The 15,198-nt window shown below is 48.6% G+C and carries 6 protein-coding genes, 5 tRNA genes and 5 rRNA genes; 6 read left to right on the top strand and 10 right to left on the bottom strand.

Annotated features, from left to right (window positions below; translation table 11 throughout):
- Nucleotides 1-31: 31 nt before the first annotated feature.
- The 6 genes from aroQ (at nucleotide 32) to fis (ending at nucleotide 4,828) form a co-directional block, all read left to right on the top strand.
- Entirely contained in the window at nucleotides 32-481 is a 450-nt protein-coding gene (aroQ, locus tag OO774_RS00925) for a type II 3-dehydroquinate dehydratase (RefSeq protein ID WP_264903929.1), read from the top strand.
- 60 nt (nucleotides 482-541) lie between these two features.
- Nucleotides 542-1,024, top strand: coding sequence for an acetyl-CoA carboxylase biotin carboxyl carrier protein (gene accB, locus OO774_RS00920; protein ID WP_264903926.1), 483 nt, complete (start codon nucleotides 542-544; stop codon nucleotides 1,022-1,024).
- A gap of 14 nt (nucleotides 1,025-1,038) precedes the next feature.
- On the top strand, nucleotides 1,039-2,382 hold the full coding sequence (gene accC, locus OO774_RS00915; protein ID WP_264903925.1) for an acetyl-CoA carboxylase biotin carboxylase subunit: 1,344 nt from the start codon (nucleotides 1,039-1,041) through the stop codon (nucleotides 2,380-2,382).
- Between the two features lie 130 nt (nucleotides 2,383-2,512).
- The gene (prmA, locus tag OO774_RS00910) at nucleotides 2,513-3,400 is read left to right on the top strand and encodes a 50S ribosomal protein L11 methyltransferase (protein WP_264903923.1); all 888 of its coding nucleotides are present in this window, start codon (nucleotides 2,513-2,515) and stop codon (nucleotides 3,398-3,400) included.
- Nucleotides 3,401-3,539: 139 nt separating this feature from the next.
- Nucleotides 3,540-4,508, top strand: a complete 969-nt coding sequence (gene dusB, locus OO774_RS00905) for a tRNA dihydrouridine synthase DusB (RefSeq protein WP_264903922.1) — start codon at nucleotides 3,540-3,542, stop codon at nucleotides 4,506-4,508.
- A 23-nt stretch (nucleotides 4,509-4,531) separates the two neighbouring features.
- Entirely contained in the window at nucleotides 4,532-4,828 is a 297-nt protein-coding gene (gene fis, locus OO774_RS00900) for a DNA-binding transcriptional regulator Fis (RefSeq protein ID WP_000462885.1), read from the top strand.
- A 1,099-nt stretch (nucleotides 4,829-5,927) separates the two neighbouring features.
- On the opposite strand, the gene OO774_RS00895 is transcribed toward fis, so the two are convergent.
- The 10 genes from OO774_RS00895 to OO774_RS00850 form a co-directional block, all read right to left on the bottom strand.
- Nucleotides 5,928-6,004, bottom strand: a tRNA-Asp gene (locus OO774_RS00895).
- Nucleotides 6,005-6,045: 41 nt separating this feature from the next.
- Nucleotides 6,046-6,162 (bottom strand): 5S ribosomal RNA (gene rrf / locus OO774_RS00890).
- A gap of 110 nt (nucleotides 6,163-6,272) precedes the next feature.
- Nucleotides 6,273-9,162: ribosomal RNA gene (locus OO774_RS00885) — 23S ribosomal RNA — on the bottom strand.
- A gap of 378 nt (nucleotides 9,163-9,540) precedes the next feature.
- A tRNA-Val gene (locus OO774_RS00880) sits at nucleotides 9,541-9,616 on the bottom strand.
- A 13-nt stretch (nucleotides 9,617-9,629) separates the two neighbouring features.
- Nucleotides 9,630-9,705, bottom strand: a tRNA-Ala gene (locus OO774_RS00875).
- A 14-nt stretch (nucleotides 9,706-9,719) separates the two neighbouring features.
- Nucleotides 9,720-9,795, bottom strand: a tRNA-Lys gene (locus OO774_RS00870).
- A gap of 2 nt (nucleotides 9,796-9,797) precedes the next feature.
- Nucleotides 9,798-9,873: transfer RNA gene (locus tag OO774_RS00865), tRNA-Glu, on the bottom strand.
- Between the two features lie 125 nt (nucleotides 9,874-9,998).
- Nucleotides 9,999-11,551: ribosomal RNA gene (locus tag OO774_RS00860) — 16S ribosomal RNA — on the bottom strand.
- A 318-nt stretch (nucleotides 11,552-11,869) separates the two neighbouring features.
- Nucleotides 11,870-11,986, bottom strand: a 5S ribosomal RNA gene (gene rrf, locus OO774_RS00855).
- 110 nt (nucleotides 11,987-12,096) lie between these two features.
- Nucleotides 12,097-14,986, bottom strand: a 23S ribosomal RNA gene (locus OO774_RS00850).
- The 16S, 23S and 5S rRNA genes sit together here with 5 tRNA genes alongside, the layout of an rRNA operon.
- Nucleotides 14,987-15,198 lie beyond the last annotated feature (212 nt).

Raw genomic sequence — 15,198 nt, 5'->3', positions numbered from 1 at the left:
TCCACTCACGATAAGGGAAGATAGCAACATAATGTCTGCAAAGTCACGGATTCTTGTTCTAAACGGACCAAACCTTAATCTGTTAGGTCTGCGCGAACCGACACACTATGGTAATAACACCTTAGCACAAATTGTGAATACGCTAACGGAGCAAGCTCACAATGCAGGGGTGGAATTAGAACACCTACAATCAAATCGTGAGTACGAACTGATTGAAGCCATTCATGCCGCCTACGGTAAGATTGATTTCATCATCATCAATCCAGCTGCTTTCACTCATACCAGTGTAGCACTGCGAGATGCATTACTTGGCGTCGCCATCCCATTTATCGAGGTGCACCTATCAAACGTGCATGCACGTGAGCCGTTTCGCCATCACTCATACCTGTCAGATAAAGCTGAAGGGGTGATTTGTGGTCTGGGCGCACAAGGTTATGAATTTGCTCTGTCTGCCGTAATTAACAAACTTCAGACAAAGTAACCCTTACACTCTGCAATCCTACGGGGTTGTCTTAATCACAAGATAAAAGAGAAAGAAAAGATGGATATTCGTAAAATCAAAAAGCTAATCGAGTTAGTTGAAGAATCTGGCATTGCTGAGCTAGAAATTTCAGAAGGTGAAGAATCAGTACGCATCAGTCGTCACGGCGCTGCAGCGGCTCCAGCACCAGTTCACTACGCAGCAGCTCCGGTAGCAGCACCTGCACCAGCAGCAGCAGCGGCGCCAGTAGCCGAAGCACCAGCAGCTGAAGCACCAGCAGCTGAAGCTCCAGCGGCAGCAGTACCTGCGGGTCACCAAGTTCTTTCTCCAATGGTTGGTACTTTCTACCGCTCTCCAAGTCCAGACGCAAAATCATTCGTAGAAGTAGGCCAAAAAGTTAACGCTGGCGACACTTTATGTATCGTTGAAGCAATGAAGATGATGAACCAAATCGAAGCGGACAAATCTGGCGTTGTTACAGCAATCCTAGTTGAAGACGGCCAACCAGTTGAATTCGACCAACCTCTAGTTGTAATCGAATAAGCGAGGCTTGCCTTATGCTAGACAAAGTAGTCATCGCGAACCGAGGTGAAATTGCACTTCGTATTCTTCGCGCTTGTAAAGAGTTAGGTATTAAGACCGTTGCTGTTCACTCAACAGCTGACCGTGATCTTAAGCACGTACTACTTGCAGATGAAACCGTATGTATCGGTCCTGCTCGTGGTATCGACAGCTACCTAAACATTCCACGTATCATTTCTGCAGCAGAAGTAACGGGGGCAGTAGCTATCCACCCCGGTTACGGATTCTTGTCAGAAAACGCAGACTTCGCAGAGCAAGTTGAGCGTAGCGGCTTCATCTTTGTTGGTCCAAAAGCAGAAACTATCCGCTTGATGGGCGACAAAGTATCAGCGATCAATGCAATGAAGAAAGCTGGCGTTCCTTGTGTGCCTGGTTCTGACGGCCCACTGGACAATGATGAAGATAAAAACAAAGCGTTTGCTAAACGCATTGGTTACCCAGTCATCATCAAAGCATCAGGCGGCGGCGGCGGTCGTGGTATGCGCGTTGTTCGCTCTGAAAAAGAGCTGATTCAAGCCATCGCTATGACACGTGCAGAAGCGAAAGCGGCGTTCAACAACGACATGGTTTACATGGAGAAATTCCTGGAAAACCCTCGTCACGTTGAAGTTCAGGTTATTGCTGACGGCCAAGGCGGTGCTATCCACCTAGGCGAGCGTGACTGTTCAATGCAACGTCGTCACCAGAAAGTGGTGGAAGAAGCACCAGCACCAGGTATCACTGAAGAAATGCGTAAGTACATCGGTGAGCGTTGTACTCGTGCATGTATCGAAATCGGTTACCGCGGTGCAGGTACGTTCGAGTTCCTATACGAAAACGGTGAGTTCTACTTCATCGAAATGAACACTCGTATTCAGGTAGAGCACCCAGTAACAGAAATGGTTACAGGTATCGACCTCATCAAAGAGCAGCTACGTGTTGCAGCTGGCCAGCCTCTGTCATTCACTCAGGATGATATTAAGATCCGCGGCCATGCGATTGAGTGTCGTATCAACGCAGAAGACCCCGAGCGCTTCCTGCCATCTCCAGGTAAGATTGAGCGTTTCCACTCTCCAGGTGGCATGGGCGTACGTTGGGAATCACACATCTACACGGGTTACTCAGTACCACCGCATTATGATTCAATGATTGGTAAACTGATCACTTACGGTGAGAACCGTGATGTAGCGATTGCACGTATGAAGAATGCACTTGGTGAGATGATCATTGAAGGCATCAAAACTAACGTGCCACTGCAAGTTTCAATCATGAATGATGAGAACTTCCAGCACGGTGGTGCCAACATTCATTACCTAGAGAAGAAACTAGGCCTGCAATAAGCCTTGATTGAACTCCTGAAAAATGCCCACATCTGTGGGCATTTTTGTTTTGTATATTATCTATACTCAAACAAATCGCAGAGTTCTGGTAAACTCTGCGCCACTTCATTTACTGTAAGAGCAAAAACCAATGCCTTGGATTCAAATCAAACTCAACGCGACCAATGAAAACGCTGAGCAAATCGGCGACATGCTAATGGAAGAGACTGGTGCGCTGTCTGTAACGTTCCTAGACGCGCAGGATACGCCTGTATTCGAACCTCTGCCTGGCGAAACTCGCTTATGGGGCGATACTGATATTCTGGCACTGTACGATGCAGAAGCCGATACCAACTTCATCATCGACCAAATCAAAGCAAGTAACATGCTTGCAGACAATTTTGCTTACAAAGTAGAGCAGCTAGAAGACAAAGACTGGGAACGCGAATGGATGGAAAACTTCCACCCAATGAAATTTGGTGAGCGCCTTTGGATTTGTCCTAGCTGGCGTGACGTTCCTGAGCCAGACGCTGTAAACGTTATGCTCGATCCTGGCCTGGCATTCGGAACGGGTACTCACCCAACGACAGCACTTTGTCTGGAATGGCTAGAAGGCCTGGACCTGACGGGTAAGACAGTCATCGACTTTGGTTGTGGCTCTGGCATTCTGGCGATCGCCGCGATCAAACTAGGCGCAGAAAAAGTCATCGGGATCGACATTGATCCTCAAGCCTTACAAGCCTCTCGCGACAACGCAGAGCGTAACGGTGTTGCCGACCAACTTGAAGTTTACCTACCTCAAAATCAGCCTGAAGGCCTGATCGCTGACGTGGTGGTTGCCAATATTCTTGCAGGCCCTTTGCGTGAACTTGCTCCTGTCATTAAAAGTCTGGTGAAGCCAAATGGTGACCTTGCTATGTCGGGCGTTTTAGACACCCAAGCAGAAGACGTTGCTAACTACTACCGTGATGAGCTTCACATAGACCCTATCATTGAGCAAAAAGAATGGTGTCGCATCTCTGGTCGTAAGCAAGGCTAGACAAGGATTTAAAGGCTAATTGATTGAAATTCATACTATTTACAAAAACAATTTGTAAATGCTCAAATATTAGTCTTTTCACGCAGTAAAAAAATGCGTAAAATGCGCGCCCTTGCTAGTACAGAACTGTGATGACGTTTTGAAAATTGGAAACTATCAACTTAAGAACAATCTAATCGTGGCCCCAATGGCTGGTGTAACGGATAGACCGTTTCGCGAGTTGTGTCTTCGGTATGGTGCAGGAATGGCGGTCAGTGAAATGATGTCTGCTAACCCGAAACTATGGAAAACGTCAAAGTCGAAACAGCGCATGGTACATGAAGGCGAATCGGGCGTTCGCTCTGTACAGATTGCCGGTTCCGATCCACAGCTTATGGCAGATGCAGCTCAATTCAGTGTTGAAAACGGTGCGCAAATCATCGACATCAACATGGGCTGCCCAGCAAAGAAAGTGAATAAAAAGCTGGCGGGTTCTGCACTGCTTCAATACCCAACCATTATCGAAGAGATTTTGAAAGCGGTAGTGAATGCTGTTGACGTTCCTGTAACGTTGAAGACCCGAACTGGCTGGGATACAGAAAACAAAAACTGTCTCCAAATCGCTAAATTAGCCGAAGACTGCGGCATACAGGCTCTTGCACTGCACGGTAGAACAAAAGCATGTATGTACAAAGGTGAGGCCGAATACGACAGCATTAAAGCGGTAAAAGAGGCAATTTCAATTCCGGTTATCGCGAACGGTGATATCGATAGCCCGGAGAAAGCCAAATTTGTACTGGAGTACACCGGTGCGGACGCTTTAATGATTGGACGCCCTGCCCAGGGTCGTCCTTGGATTTTCCAGGAAATCCATCACTATTTGGAAAACGGCACCACGATGGATGAGCTTCCGGCAGAGGAAGTGAAAGCCATTATGCTTGGCCATGTGAATGCTCTGCATGAATTTTATGGAGAGTACTTAGGCCCACGTATCGCGCGTAAGCACGTTGGTTGGTATCTAAAAGAGCATGAGCAAGCGAGTGAGTTTCGCCGTACCTTCAACGCTATCGATGCAGCCCCGCTGCAAATAGAGGCGTTAGAAGGTTATTTTGATAACGTTGCATCATAATTAAGAGAAGAGCTAGACCGAATATGTTCGAACAAAATCTGACTTCAGAAGCATTAACAGTAACTACAGTAACGTCACAAGACCAGATTACTCAAAAGCCTTTACGTGACTCTGTTAAAGCATCTCTTAAAAACTACCTTGCTCAACTAAACGGCCAGGAAGTCACAGAGCTATACGAATTAGTTCTAGCTGAAGTTGAACAGCCACTACTAGATACCATCATGCAATACACTCGCGGTAACCAAACTCGCGCAGCAACTATGATGGGTATCAACCGCGGTACTCTTCGCAAGAAACTTAAAAAATACGGCATGAACTAAGACCGTAATTAAAAATTGTTATAGAACAAGCCGCTACCTTTTTAGGTCGCGGCTTTTCTTTGTATATGACGAAGAACCTCCTTGGCTAACCTCGACAGGCTTTCTACAAAGCTCCATATTGCCAAGAAACTCGATACCAGCACCATCCCCCTAGTTGTACCGCTAATATCCCTCTTGAGAGTAAATAGGACGTATGCATGAGCATTGAGCAACGATTTTCAAGATAATGAAGGACTGCAGGAAAAGCCAAGAACAGGAAGCCCCCCCCCTTAACTTCCGAGCAAAGAGATCAATTGAGCCAATACACCAATGACACACAAGGCGGACGACTGACTGGGACTGACTGGTGCCGATATCCACGCTTATATCGTGAAAGAATTTGGCAAGCAGACTCTATCTATTACCTACTCGACCACATAGGCTTTTCATAGATAACTTCCCGCTCAAAACACCCTAAACAGCCTCAAGAAATCCAGGAGGATTTAAAAAATTCAAAATCGAAACGATCCTTAAGATCCCCGGCCATATGGGCTGAAAAGGGAACGCGTCCAAGAGTCGTGAAGTAACAACAATTTGAGTATGCCTATCTGTTCGGTTCAGTCTGTCCCAGCAAAGGAATTGGTGAGGCTATCGTCGCCCCTTGGGTCAATAAAGACATCATGATAGGGCACTTAAAACAAATATCGACAGTCACAGAGAAAGGACGTCACGCAGTTGTTGTTATGGATGGCGCAGGACGGCGTCCAGAAGACATTGCCAATGTAACGTCAGTGTCATCAAACTGCCGCCCTATTCTCCAGAGTTGAACCCAATAGAACTGGTATGGCATTGGATGAGGCAACGCTATTTATACCATATATGGTATAAATGGCGGAATGGCCGGGCTTGCGCGCAATTGGACTTGCACACAAGCGGGACTCGATTTCCCTGAAAGGGAAACCATGTGCCATAAACGACAAAAGCCTAGTCTTTCGACTAGGCTTTCTAATAAGTGGCGGAGAGGCTGGGGTCGCACACGACCGGGACTCATTGGTCGAAGACCAACCTAACTGAACACAAACAAAAAGACCTCAGCATTTCTGCTGAGGTCTCGAATAAGTGGCGGAGTGGACGGGACTCGAACCCGCGACCCCCGGCGTGACAGGCCGGTATTCTAACCAACTGAACTACCACTCCGCAGTGGTATCATCCGCATAAGCAGATGTCCAAAATGTAAAGCCTGGTGATGTCCTACTCTCACATGGGGAAACCCCACACTACCATCGGCGCTAATTCGTTTCACTTCTGAGTTCGGAATGGAAATCAGGTGGGTCCAAATCGCTATGGTCGCCAAGCAAATTCTTACTCTCTATTTCTAGAGAAAACTTGGAAAGCTGTTGTTAATTCTCGTTTTTACACATTCAATGTTCTTTCATTGAGTCCATCAAAACCCCTTGGGTGTTGTATGGTTAAGCCTCACGGGCAATTAGTACAGGTTAGCTCAACGCCTCACAACGCTTACACACCCTGCCTATCAACGTCGTAGTCTACGACAACCCTTTAGGATACTTAAAGTATCAGGGAGAACTCATCTCAAGGCTCGCTTCCCGCTTAGATGCTTTCAGCGGTTATCGATCCCGAACTTAGCTACCGGGCAATGCGTCTGGCGACACAACCCGAACACCAGAGGTTCGTCCACTCCGGTCCTCTCGTACTAGGAGCAGCCCCTTTCAATTCTCCAACGCCCACGGCAGATAGGGACCGAACTGTCTCACGACGTTCTAAACCCAGCTCGCGTACCACTTTAAATGGCGAACAGCCATACCCTTGGGACCGACTTCAGCCCCAGGATGTGATGAGCCGACATCGAGGTGCCAAACACCGCCGTCGATATGAACTCTTGGGCGGTATCAGCCTGTTATCCCCGGAGTACCTTTTATCCGTTGAGCGATGGCCCTTCCATTCAGAACCACCGGATCACTATGACCTGCTTTCGCACCTGCTCGAATTGTCATTCTCGCAGTCAAGCGGGCTTATGCCATTGCACTAACCTCACGATGTCCAACCGTGATTAGCCCACCTTCGTGCTCCTCCGTTACGCTTTGGGAGGAGACCGCCCCAGTCAAACTACCCACCAGGCACTGTCCTCATCCCCGATGAGGGGACCAAGTTAGAACATCAACACTACAAGGGTGGTATTTCAAGGTCGGCTCCACCAACACTGGCGTGCTGGTTTCAAAGCCTCCCACCTATCCTACACATGTAGGGTCAATGTTCAGTGCCAAGCTGTAGTAAAGGTTCACGGGGTCTTTCCGTCTAGCCGCGGGTACACTGCATCTTCACAGCGATTTCAATTTCACTGAGTCTCGGGTGGAGACAGCGTGGCCATCATTACGCCATTCGTGCAGGTCGGAACTTACCCGACAAGGAATTTCGCTACCTTAGGACCGTTATAGTTACGGCCGCCGTTTACCGGGGCTTCGATCAAGAGCTTCGACCGAAGTCTAACCCCATCAATTAACCTTCCGGCACCGGGCAGGCGTCACACCGTATACGTCATCTTACGATTTTGCACAGTGCTGTGTTTTTAATAAACAGTTGCAGCCACCTGGTATCTGCGACTCTCAATAGCTCCATCCGCAAGGGACTTCACCGTCGAGAGCGTACCTTCTCCCGAAGTTACGGTACCATTTTGCCTAGTTCCTTCACCCGAGTTCTCTCAAGCGCCTTGGTATTCTCTACCCGACCACCTGTGTCGGTTTGGGGTACGATTCCTTACAATCTGAAGCTTAGAGGCTTTTCCTGGAAGCATGGCATCAATGACTTCACATCCGTAGATGCTCGACGTCGTGTCTCAGCCTTAAAGAGAGCCGGATTTACCTAACTCTCAAGCCTACGCACTTGAACCTGGACAACCGTCGCCAGGCCCACCTAGCCTTCTCCGTCCCCCCATCGCAATTGTAAGAAGTACGGGAATATTAACCCGTTTCCCATCGACTACGCCTTTCGGCCTCGCCTTAGGGGTCGACTTACCCTGCCCCGATTAACGTTGGACAGGAACCCTTGGTCTTCCGGCGAGGAGGTTTTTCACCCCCTTTATCGTTACTCATGTCAGCATTCGCACTTCTGATACGTCCAGCATGCGTTACCACACACCTTCAACCGCTTACAGAACGCTCCCCTACCCAATATACAAAAGTATATTGCCGCAGCTTCGGTTTACTACTTAGCCCCGTTACATCTTCCGCGCAGGCCGACTCGACCAGTGAGCTATTACGCTTTCTTTAAATGATGGCTGCTTCTAAGCCAACATCCTGGCTGTCTGAGCCTTCCCACATCGTTTCCCACTTAGTAGTAATTTGGGACCTTAGCTGGCGGTCTGGGTTGTTTCCCTCTCCACGACGGACGTTAGCACCCGCCGTGTGTCTCCCGGATAGTACTTACTGGTATTCGGAGTTTGCAAAGGGTTGGTAAGTCGGGATGACCCCCTAGCCTTAACAGTGCTCTACCCCCAGTAGTATTCGTCCGAGGCGCTACCTAAATAGCTTTCGGGGAGAACCAGCTATCTCCAGGTTTGATTGGCCTTTCACCCCTAGCCACAAGTCATCCGCTAATTTTTCAACATTAGTCGGTTCGGTCCTCCAATTGATGTTACTCAATCTTCAACCTGCCCATGGCTAGATCACCTGGTTTCGGGTCTATATCCAGAGACTGAACGCCCAGTTAAGACTCGGTTTCCCTACGGCTCCCCTAGATGGTTAACCTTGCCACTGAATATAAGTCGCTGACCCATTATACAAAAGGTACGCAGTCACACCACGAAGGTGCTCCTACTGCTTGTACGTACACGGTTTCAGGTTCTATTTCACTCCCCTCACAGGGGTTCTTTTCGCCTTTCCCTCACGGTACTGGTTCACTATCGGTCAGTCAGTAGTATTTAGCCTTGGAGGATGGTCCCCCCATATTCAGACAGGATATCACGTGTCCCGCCCTACTCGATTTCACTGAATATGCGTCGTCAGTTACGGGGCTATCACCCTGTATCGCCAAGCTTTCCAGCTTGTTCACCTAACGCCTATAAAGCTTAAGGGCTAGTCCAATTTCGCTCGCCGCTACTTTCGGAATCTCGGTTGATTTCTTTTCCTCGGGGTACTTAGATGTTTCAGTTCCCCCGGTTCGCCTCGTTATGCTATGTATTCACATAACGATACTTACTTATGTAAGTGGGTTTCCCCATTCGGAAATCCCAGACTCAAGTGGCTTTTACTGCCTAATCTGGGCTTATCGCAAGTTAATACGTCCTTCATCGCCTCTGACTGCCAAGGCATCCACCGTGTACGCTTAGTCACTTAACCATACAACCCGAAGGAGTTTCGAATTGCATTTTGTCTTCACTTTAAAAAGTGAAATCAAACGGTCAAACAACCAAAGTTGCTGTCTCATTATTTGAATGAGCGAGACAGCTTTCGATTTTGCCGGACTCAAATATGAATAATCCGAAGATTATTCCCAAGAACACTTGAATGTGTTTTTAGTTGTATTCAAATACATGAATACTTTGAGAACTTTACAAACAACAATAAATTGTTGTTTTGTCAGCTTTCCAAATTGTTAAAGAGCTATGTTTCTTCACAAGGAAGTACATTTTCTAAAGACTTTCAGAGTCAAAAATGCCAACCAGTATCAATTGCTTGCTCTGGTTTGGATGTTTTATTCCAAAAATGCTTAGAGAATGGTGGGCGATACCGGGCTCGAACCAGTGACCCCCTGCTTGTAAGGCAGGTGCTCTCCCAACTGAGCTAATCGCCCATCGAATCAAGAATGGTGGAGCTAAGCAGGATCGAACTGCTGACCTCCTGCGTGCAAGGCAGGCGCTCTCCCAGCTGAGCTATAGCCCCATATCTTGAGATAATGGTGGGTCGTGCAGGATTCGAACCTGCGACCAATTGATTAAAAGTCAACTGCTCTACCAACTGAGCTAACGACCCAATGGTATCCCGTAGGGGAGTCGAACCCCTGTTACCGCCGTGAAAGGGCGGTGTCCTAGGCCTCTAGACGAACGGGACACTAAGTGAACATCTTGGGGGATGTTCTATCTCTTAAACTTTATAAACCGTATCAATCTGTGTGGACACTCATCGTGACGCATTTGTCTTCACTTTTAAAAAGTGAAAGCAAACTGTCCATCGTATAAGGAGGTGATCCAGCGCCAGGTTCCCCTAGCGCTACCTTGTTACGACTTCACCCCAGTCATGAACCACAAAGTGGTAAGCGTCCCCCCGAAGGTTAAACTACCTACTTCTTTTGCAGCCCACTCCCATGGTGTGACGGGCGGTGTGTACAAGGCCCGGGAACGTATTCACCGTGGCATTCTGATCCACGATTACTAGCGATTCCGACTTCATGGAGTCGAGTTGCAGACTCCAATCCGGACTACGACGCACTTTTTGGGATTCGCTCACTTTCGCAAGTTGGCCGCCCTCTGTATGCGCCATTGTAGCACGTGTGTAGCCCTACTCGTAAGGGCCATGATGACTTGACGTCGTCCCCACCTTCCTCCGGTTTATCACCGGCAGTCTCCCTGGAGTTCCCGACATTACTCGCTGGCAAACAAGGATAAGGGTTGCGCTCGTTGCGGGACTTAACCCAACATTTCACAACACGAGCTGACGACAGCCATGCAGCACCTGTCTCAGAGTTCCCGAAGGCACCAATCCATCTCTGGAAAGTTCTCTGGATGTCAAGAGTAGGTAAGGTTCTTCGCGTTGCATCGAATTAAACCACATGCTCCACCGCTTGTGCGGGCCCCCGTCAATTCATTTGAGTTTTAATCTTGCGACCGTACTCCCCAGGCGGTCTACTTAACGCGTTAGCTCCGAAAGCCACGGCTCAAGGCCACAACCTCCAAGTAGACATCGTTTACGGCGTGGACTACCAGGGTATCTAATCCTGTTTGCTCCCCACGCTTTCGCATCTGAGTGTCAGTATCTGTCCAGGGGGCCGCCTTCGCCACCGGTATTCCTTCAGATCTCTACGCATTTCACCGCTACACCTGAAATTCTACCCCCCTCTACAGTACTCTAGTCTGCCAGTTTCAAATGCTATTCCGAGGTTGAGCCCCGGGCTTTCACATCTGACTTAACAAACCACCTGCATGCGCTTTACGCCCAGTAATTCCGATTAACGCTCGCACCCTCCGTATTACCGCGGCTGCTGGCACGGAGTTAGCCGGTGCTTCTTCTGTCGCTAACGTCAAATAATGCATCTATTAAACACACTACCTTCCTCACGACTGAAAGTGCTTTACAACCCGAAGGCCTTCTTCACACACGCGGCATGGCTGCATCAGGCTTGCGCCCATTGTGCAATATTCCCCACTGCTGCCTCCCGTAGGAGTCTGGACCGTGTCTCAGTTCCAGTGTGGCTGATCATCCTCTCAGACCAGCTAGGGATCGTCGCCTTGGTGAGCCCTTACCTCACCAACTAGCTAATCCCACCTAGGCATATCCTGACGCGAGAGGCCCGAAGGTCCCCCTCTTTGGCCCGTAGGCATCATGCGGTATTAGCCATCGTTTCCAATGGTTATCCCCCACATCAGGGCAATTTCCTAGGCATTACTCACCCGTCCGCCGCTCGACGCCGTTAACGTTCCCCGAAGGTTCAGTTAACTCGTTTCCGCTCGACTTGCATGTGTTAGGCCTGCCGCCAGCGTTCAATCTGAGCCATGATCAAACTCTTCAATTTAAGATTTTGTTCGGCTCAATGAATACTGAACATTACATAACGTAATGTTTGAATTGACTGTGCTGAATCCGAAGATTCAATGGTCACTTCGTATCATTGAAACCTAATTTGATACCGAGGTATCTAATTGGATTATCATCAACGAGTGCCCACACAGATTGATAGGTCTATATTGTTAAAGAGCTTGGCTTTCAGTGCCTTAGCACTTAAGCGAGGTGCGTATAATACGCTTTCCACTTTGAAAGTCAACATAAAATTCTAAAAAACTTTAGAACCCTATGGTGACTTGCTTAAATATTAAGCAAGTGCAAAATAAAAGCCTGGCGATGTCCTACTCTCACATGGGGAAACCCCACACTACCATCGGCGCTAATTCGTTTCACTTCTGAGTTCGGAATGGAAATCAGGTGGGTCCAAATCGCTATGGTCGCCAAGCAAATTCTTACTCTCTATTTCTAGAGAAAACTTGGAAAGCTGTTGTTAATTCTCGTTTTTACACATTCAATGTTCTTGCTTTGAGTCCATCAAAACCCCTTGGGTGTTGTATGGTTAAGCCTCACGGGCAATTAGTACAGGTTAGCTCAACGCCTCACAACGCTTACACACCCTGCCTATCAACGTCGTAGTCTACGACAACCCTTTAGGATACTTAAAGTATCAGGGAGAACTCATCTCAAGGCTCGCTTCCCGCTTAGATGCTTTCAGCGGTTATCGATCCCGAACTTAGCTACCGGGCAATGCGTCTGGCGACACAACCCGAACACCAGAGGTTCGTCCACTCCGGTCCTCTCGTACTAGGAGCAGCCCCTTTCAATTCTCCAACGCCCACGGCAGATAGGGACCGAACTGTCTCACGACGTTCTAAACCCAGCTCGCGTACCACTTTAAATGGCGAACAGCCATACCCTTGGGACCGACTTCAGCCCCAGGATGTGATGAGCCGACATCGAGGTGCCAAACACCGCCGTCGATATGAACTCTTGGGCGGTATCAGCCTGTTATCCCCGGAGTACCTTTTATCCGTTGAGCGATGGCCCTTCCATTCAGAACCACCGGATCACTATGACCTGCTTTCGCACCTGCTCGAATTGTCATTCTCGCAGTCAAGCGGGCTTATGCCATTGCACTAACCTCACGATGTCCAACCGTGATTAGCCCACCTTCGTGCTCCTCCGTTACGCTTTGGGAGGAGACCGCCCCAGTCAAACTACCCACCAGGCACTGTCCTCATCCCCGATGAGGGGACCAAGTTAGAACATCAACACTACAAGGGTGGTATTTCAAGGTCGGCTCCACCAACACTGGCGTGCTGGTTTCAAAGCCTCCCACCTATCCTACACATGTAGGGTCAATGTTCAGTGCCAAGCTGTAGTAAAGGTTCACGGGGTCTTTCCGTCTAGCCGCGGGTACACTGCATCTTCACAGCGATTTCAATTTCACTGAGTCTCGGGTGGAGACAGCGTGGCCATCATTACGCCATTCGTGCAGGTCGGAACTTACCCGACAAGGAATTTCGCTACCTTAGGACCGTTATAGTTACGGCCGCCGTTTACCGGGGCTTCGATCAAGAGCTTCGACCGAAGTCTAACCCCATCAATTAACCTTCCGGCACCGGGCAGGCGTCACACCGTATACGTCATCTTACGATTTTGCACAGTGCTGTGTTTTTAATAAACAGTTGCAGCCACCTGGTATCTGCGACTCTCAATAGCTCCATCCGCAAGGGACTTCACCGTCGAGAGCGTACCTTCTCCCGAAGTTACGGTACCATTTTGCCTAGTTCCTTCACCCGAGTTCTCTCAAGCGCCTTGGTATTCTCTACCCGACCACCTGTGTCGGTTTGGGGTACGATTCCTTACAATCTGAAGCTTAGAGGCTTTTCCTGGAAGCATGGCATCAATGACTTCACATCCGTAGATGCTCGACGTCGTGTCTCAGCCTTAAAGAGAGCCGGATTTACCTAACTCTCAAGCCTACGCACTTGAACCTGGACAACCGTCGCCAGGCCCACCTAGCCTTCTCCGTCCCCCCATCGCAATTGTAAGAAGTACGGGAATATTAACCCGTTTCCCATCGACTACGCCTTTCGGCCTCGCCTTAGGGGTCGACTTACCCTGCCCCGATTAACGTTGGACAGGAACCCTTGGTCTTCCGGCGAGGAGGTTTTTCACCCCCTTTATCGTTACTCATGTCAGCATTCGCACTTCTGATACGTCCAGCATGCGTTACCACACACCTTCAACCGCTTACAGAACGCTCCCCTACCCAATATACAAAAGTATATTGCCGCAGCTTCGGTTTACTACTTAGCCCCGTTACATCTTCCGCGCAGGCCGACTCGACCAGTGAGCTATTACGCTTTCTTTAAATGATGGCTGCTTCTAAGCCAACATCCTGGCTGTCTGAGCCTTCCCACATCGTTTCCCACTTAGTAGTAATTTGGGACCTTAGCTGGCGGTCTGGGTTGTTTCCCTCTCCACGACGGACGTTAGCACCCGCCGTGTGTCTCCCGGATAGTACTTACTGGTATTCGGAGTTTGCAAAGGGTTGGTAAGTCGGGATGACCCCCTAGCCTTAACAGTGCTCTACCCCCAGTAGTATTCGTCCGAGGCGCTACCTAAATAGCTTTCGGGGAGAACCAGCTATCTCCAGGTTTGATTGGCCTTTCACCCCTAGCCACAAGTCATCCGCTAATTTTTCAACATTAGTCGGTTCGGTCCTCCAATTGATGTTACTCAATCTTCAACCTGCCCATGGCTAGATCACCTGGTTTCGGGTCTATATCCAGAGACTGAACGCCCAGTTAAGACTCGGTTTCCCTACGGCTCCCCTAGATGGTTAACCTTGCCACTGAATATAAGTCGCTGACCCATTATACAAAAGGTACGCAGTCACACCACGAAGGTGCTCCTACTGCTTGTACGTACACGGTTTCAGGTTCTATTTCACTCCCCTCACAGGGGTTCTTTTCGCCTTTCCCTCACGGTACTGGTTCACTATCGGTCAGTCAGTAGTATTTAGCCTTGGAGGATGGTCCCCCCATATTCAGACAGGATATCACGTGTCCCGCCCTACTCGATTTCACTGAATATGCGTCGTCAGTTACGGGGCTATCACCCTGTATCGCCAAGCTTTCCAGCTTGTTCACCTAACGCCTATAAAGCTTAAGGGCTAGTCCAATTTCGCTCGCCGCTACTTTCGGAATCTCGGTTGATTTCTTTTCCTCGGGGTACTTAGATGTTTCAGTTCCCCCGGTTCGCCTCGTTATGCTATGTATTCACATAACGATACTTACTTATGTAAGTGGGTTTCCCCATTCGGAAATCCCAGACTCAAGTGGCTTTTACTGCCTAATCTGGGCTTATCGCAAGTTAATACGTCCTTCATCGCCTCTGACTGCCAAGGCATCCACCGTGTACGCTTAGTCACTTAACCATACAACCCGAAGGAGTTTCGAATTGCATTTTGTCTTCACTTTAAAAAGTGAAATCAAACGGTCAAACAACCAAAGTTGCTATCTCATTATTTGAATGAGCGAGATAGCTTTCGATTTTGCCGGACTCAAATATGTTTTGCTTTCGCAAAACCCAAGAACACTTGAATGTGTTTTTAGTTGTATTCAAATACATGAATACTTTGAGAACTTT

This window comes from Vibrio sp. STUT-A11, from assembly GCF_026000435.1.
Lineage (GTDB): Bacteria > Pseudomonadota > Gammaproteobacteria > Enterobacterales > Vibrionaceae > Vibrio.
Note: the sequence above shows the minus strand (reverse complement) of the source record. Positions and strands in the feature narration are given on the sequence as shown.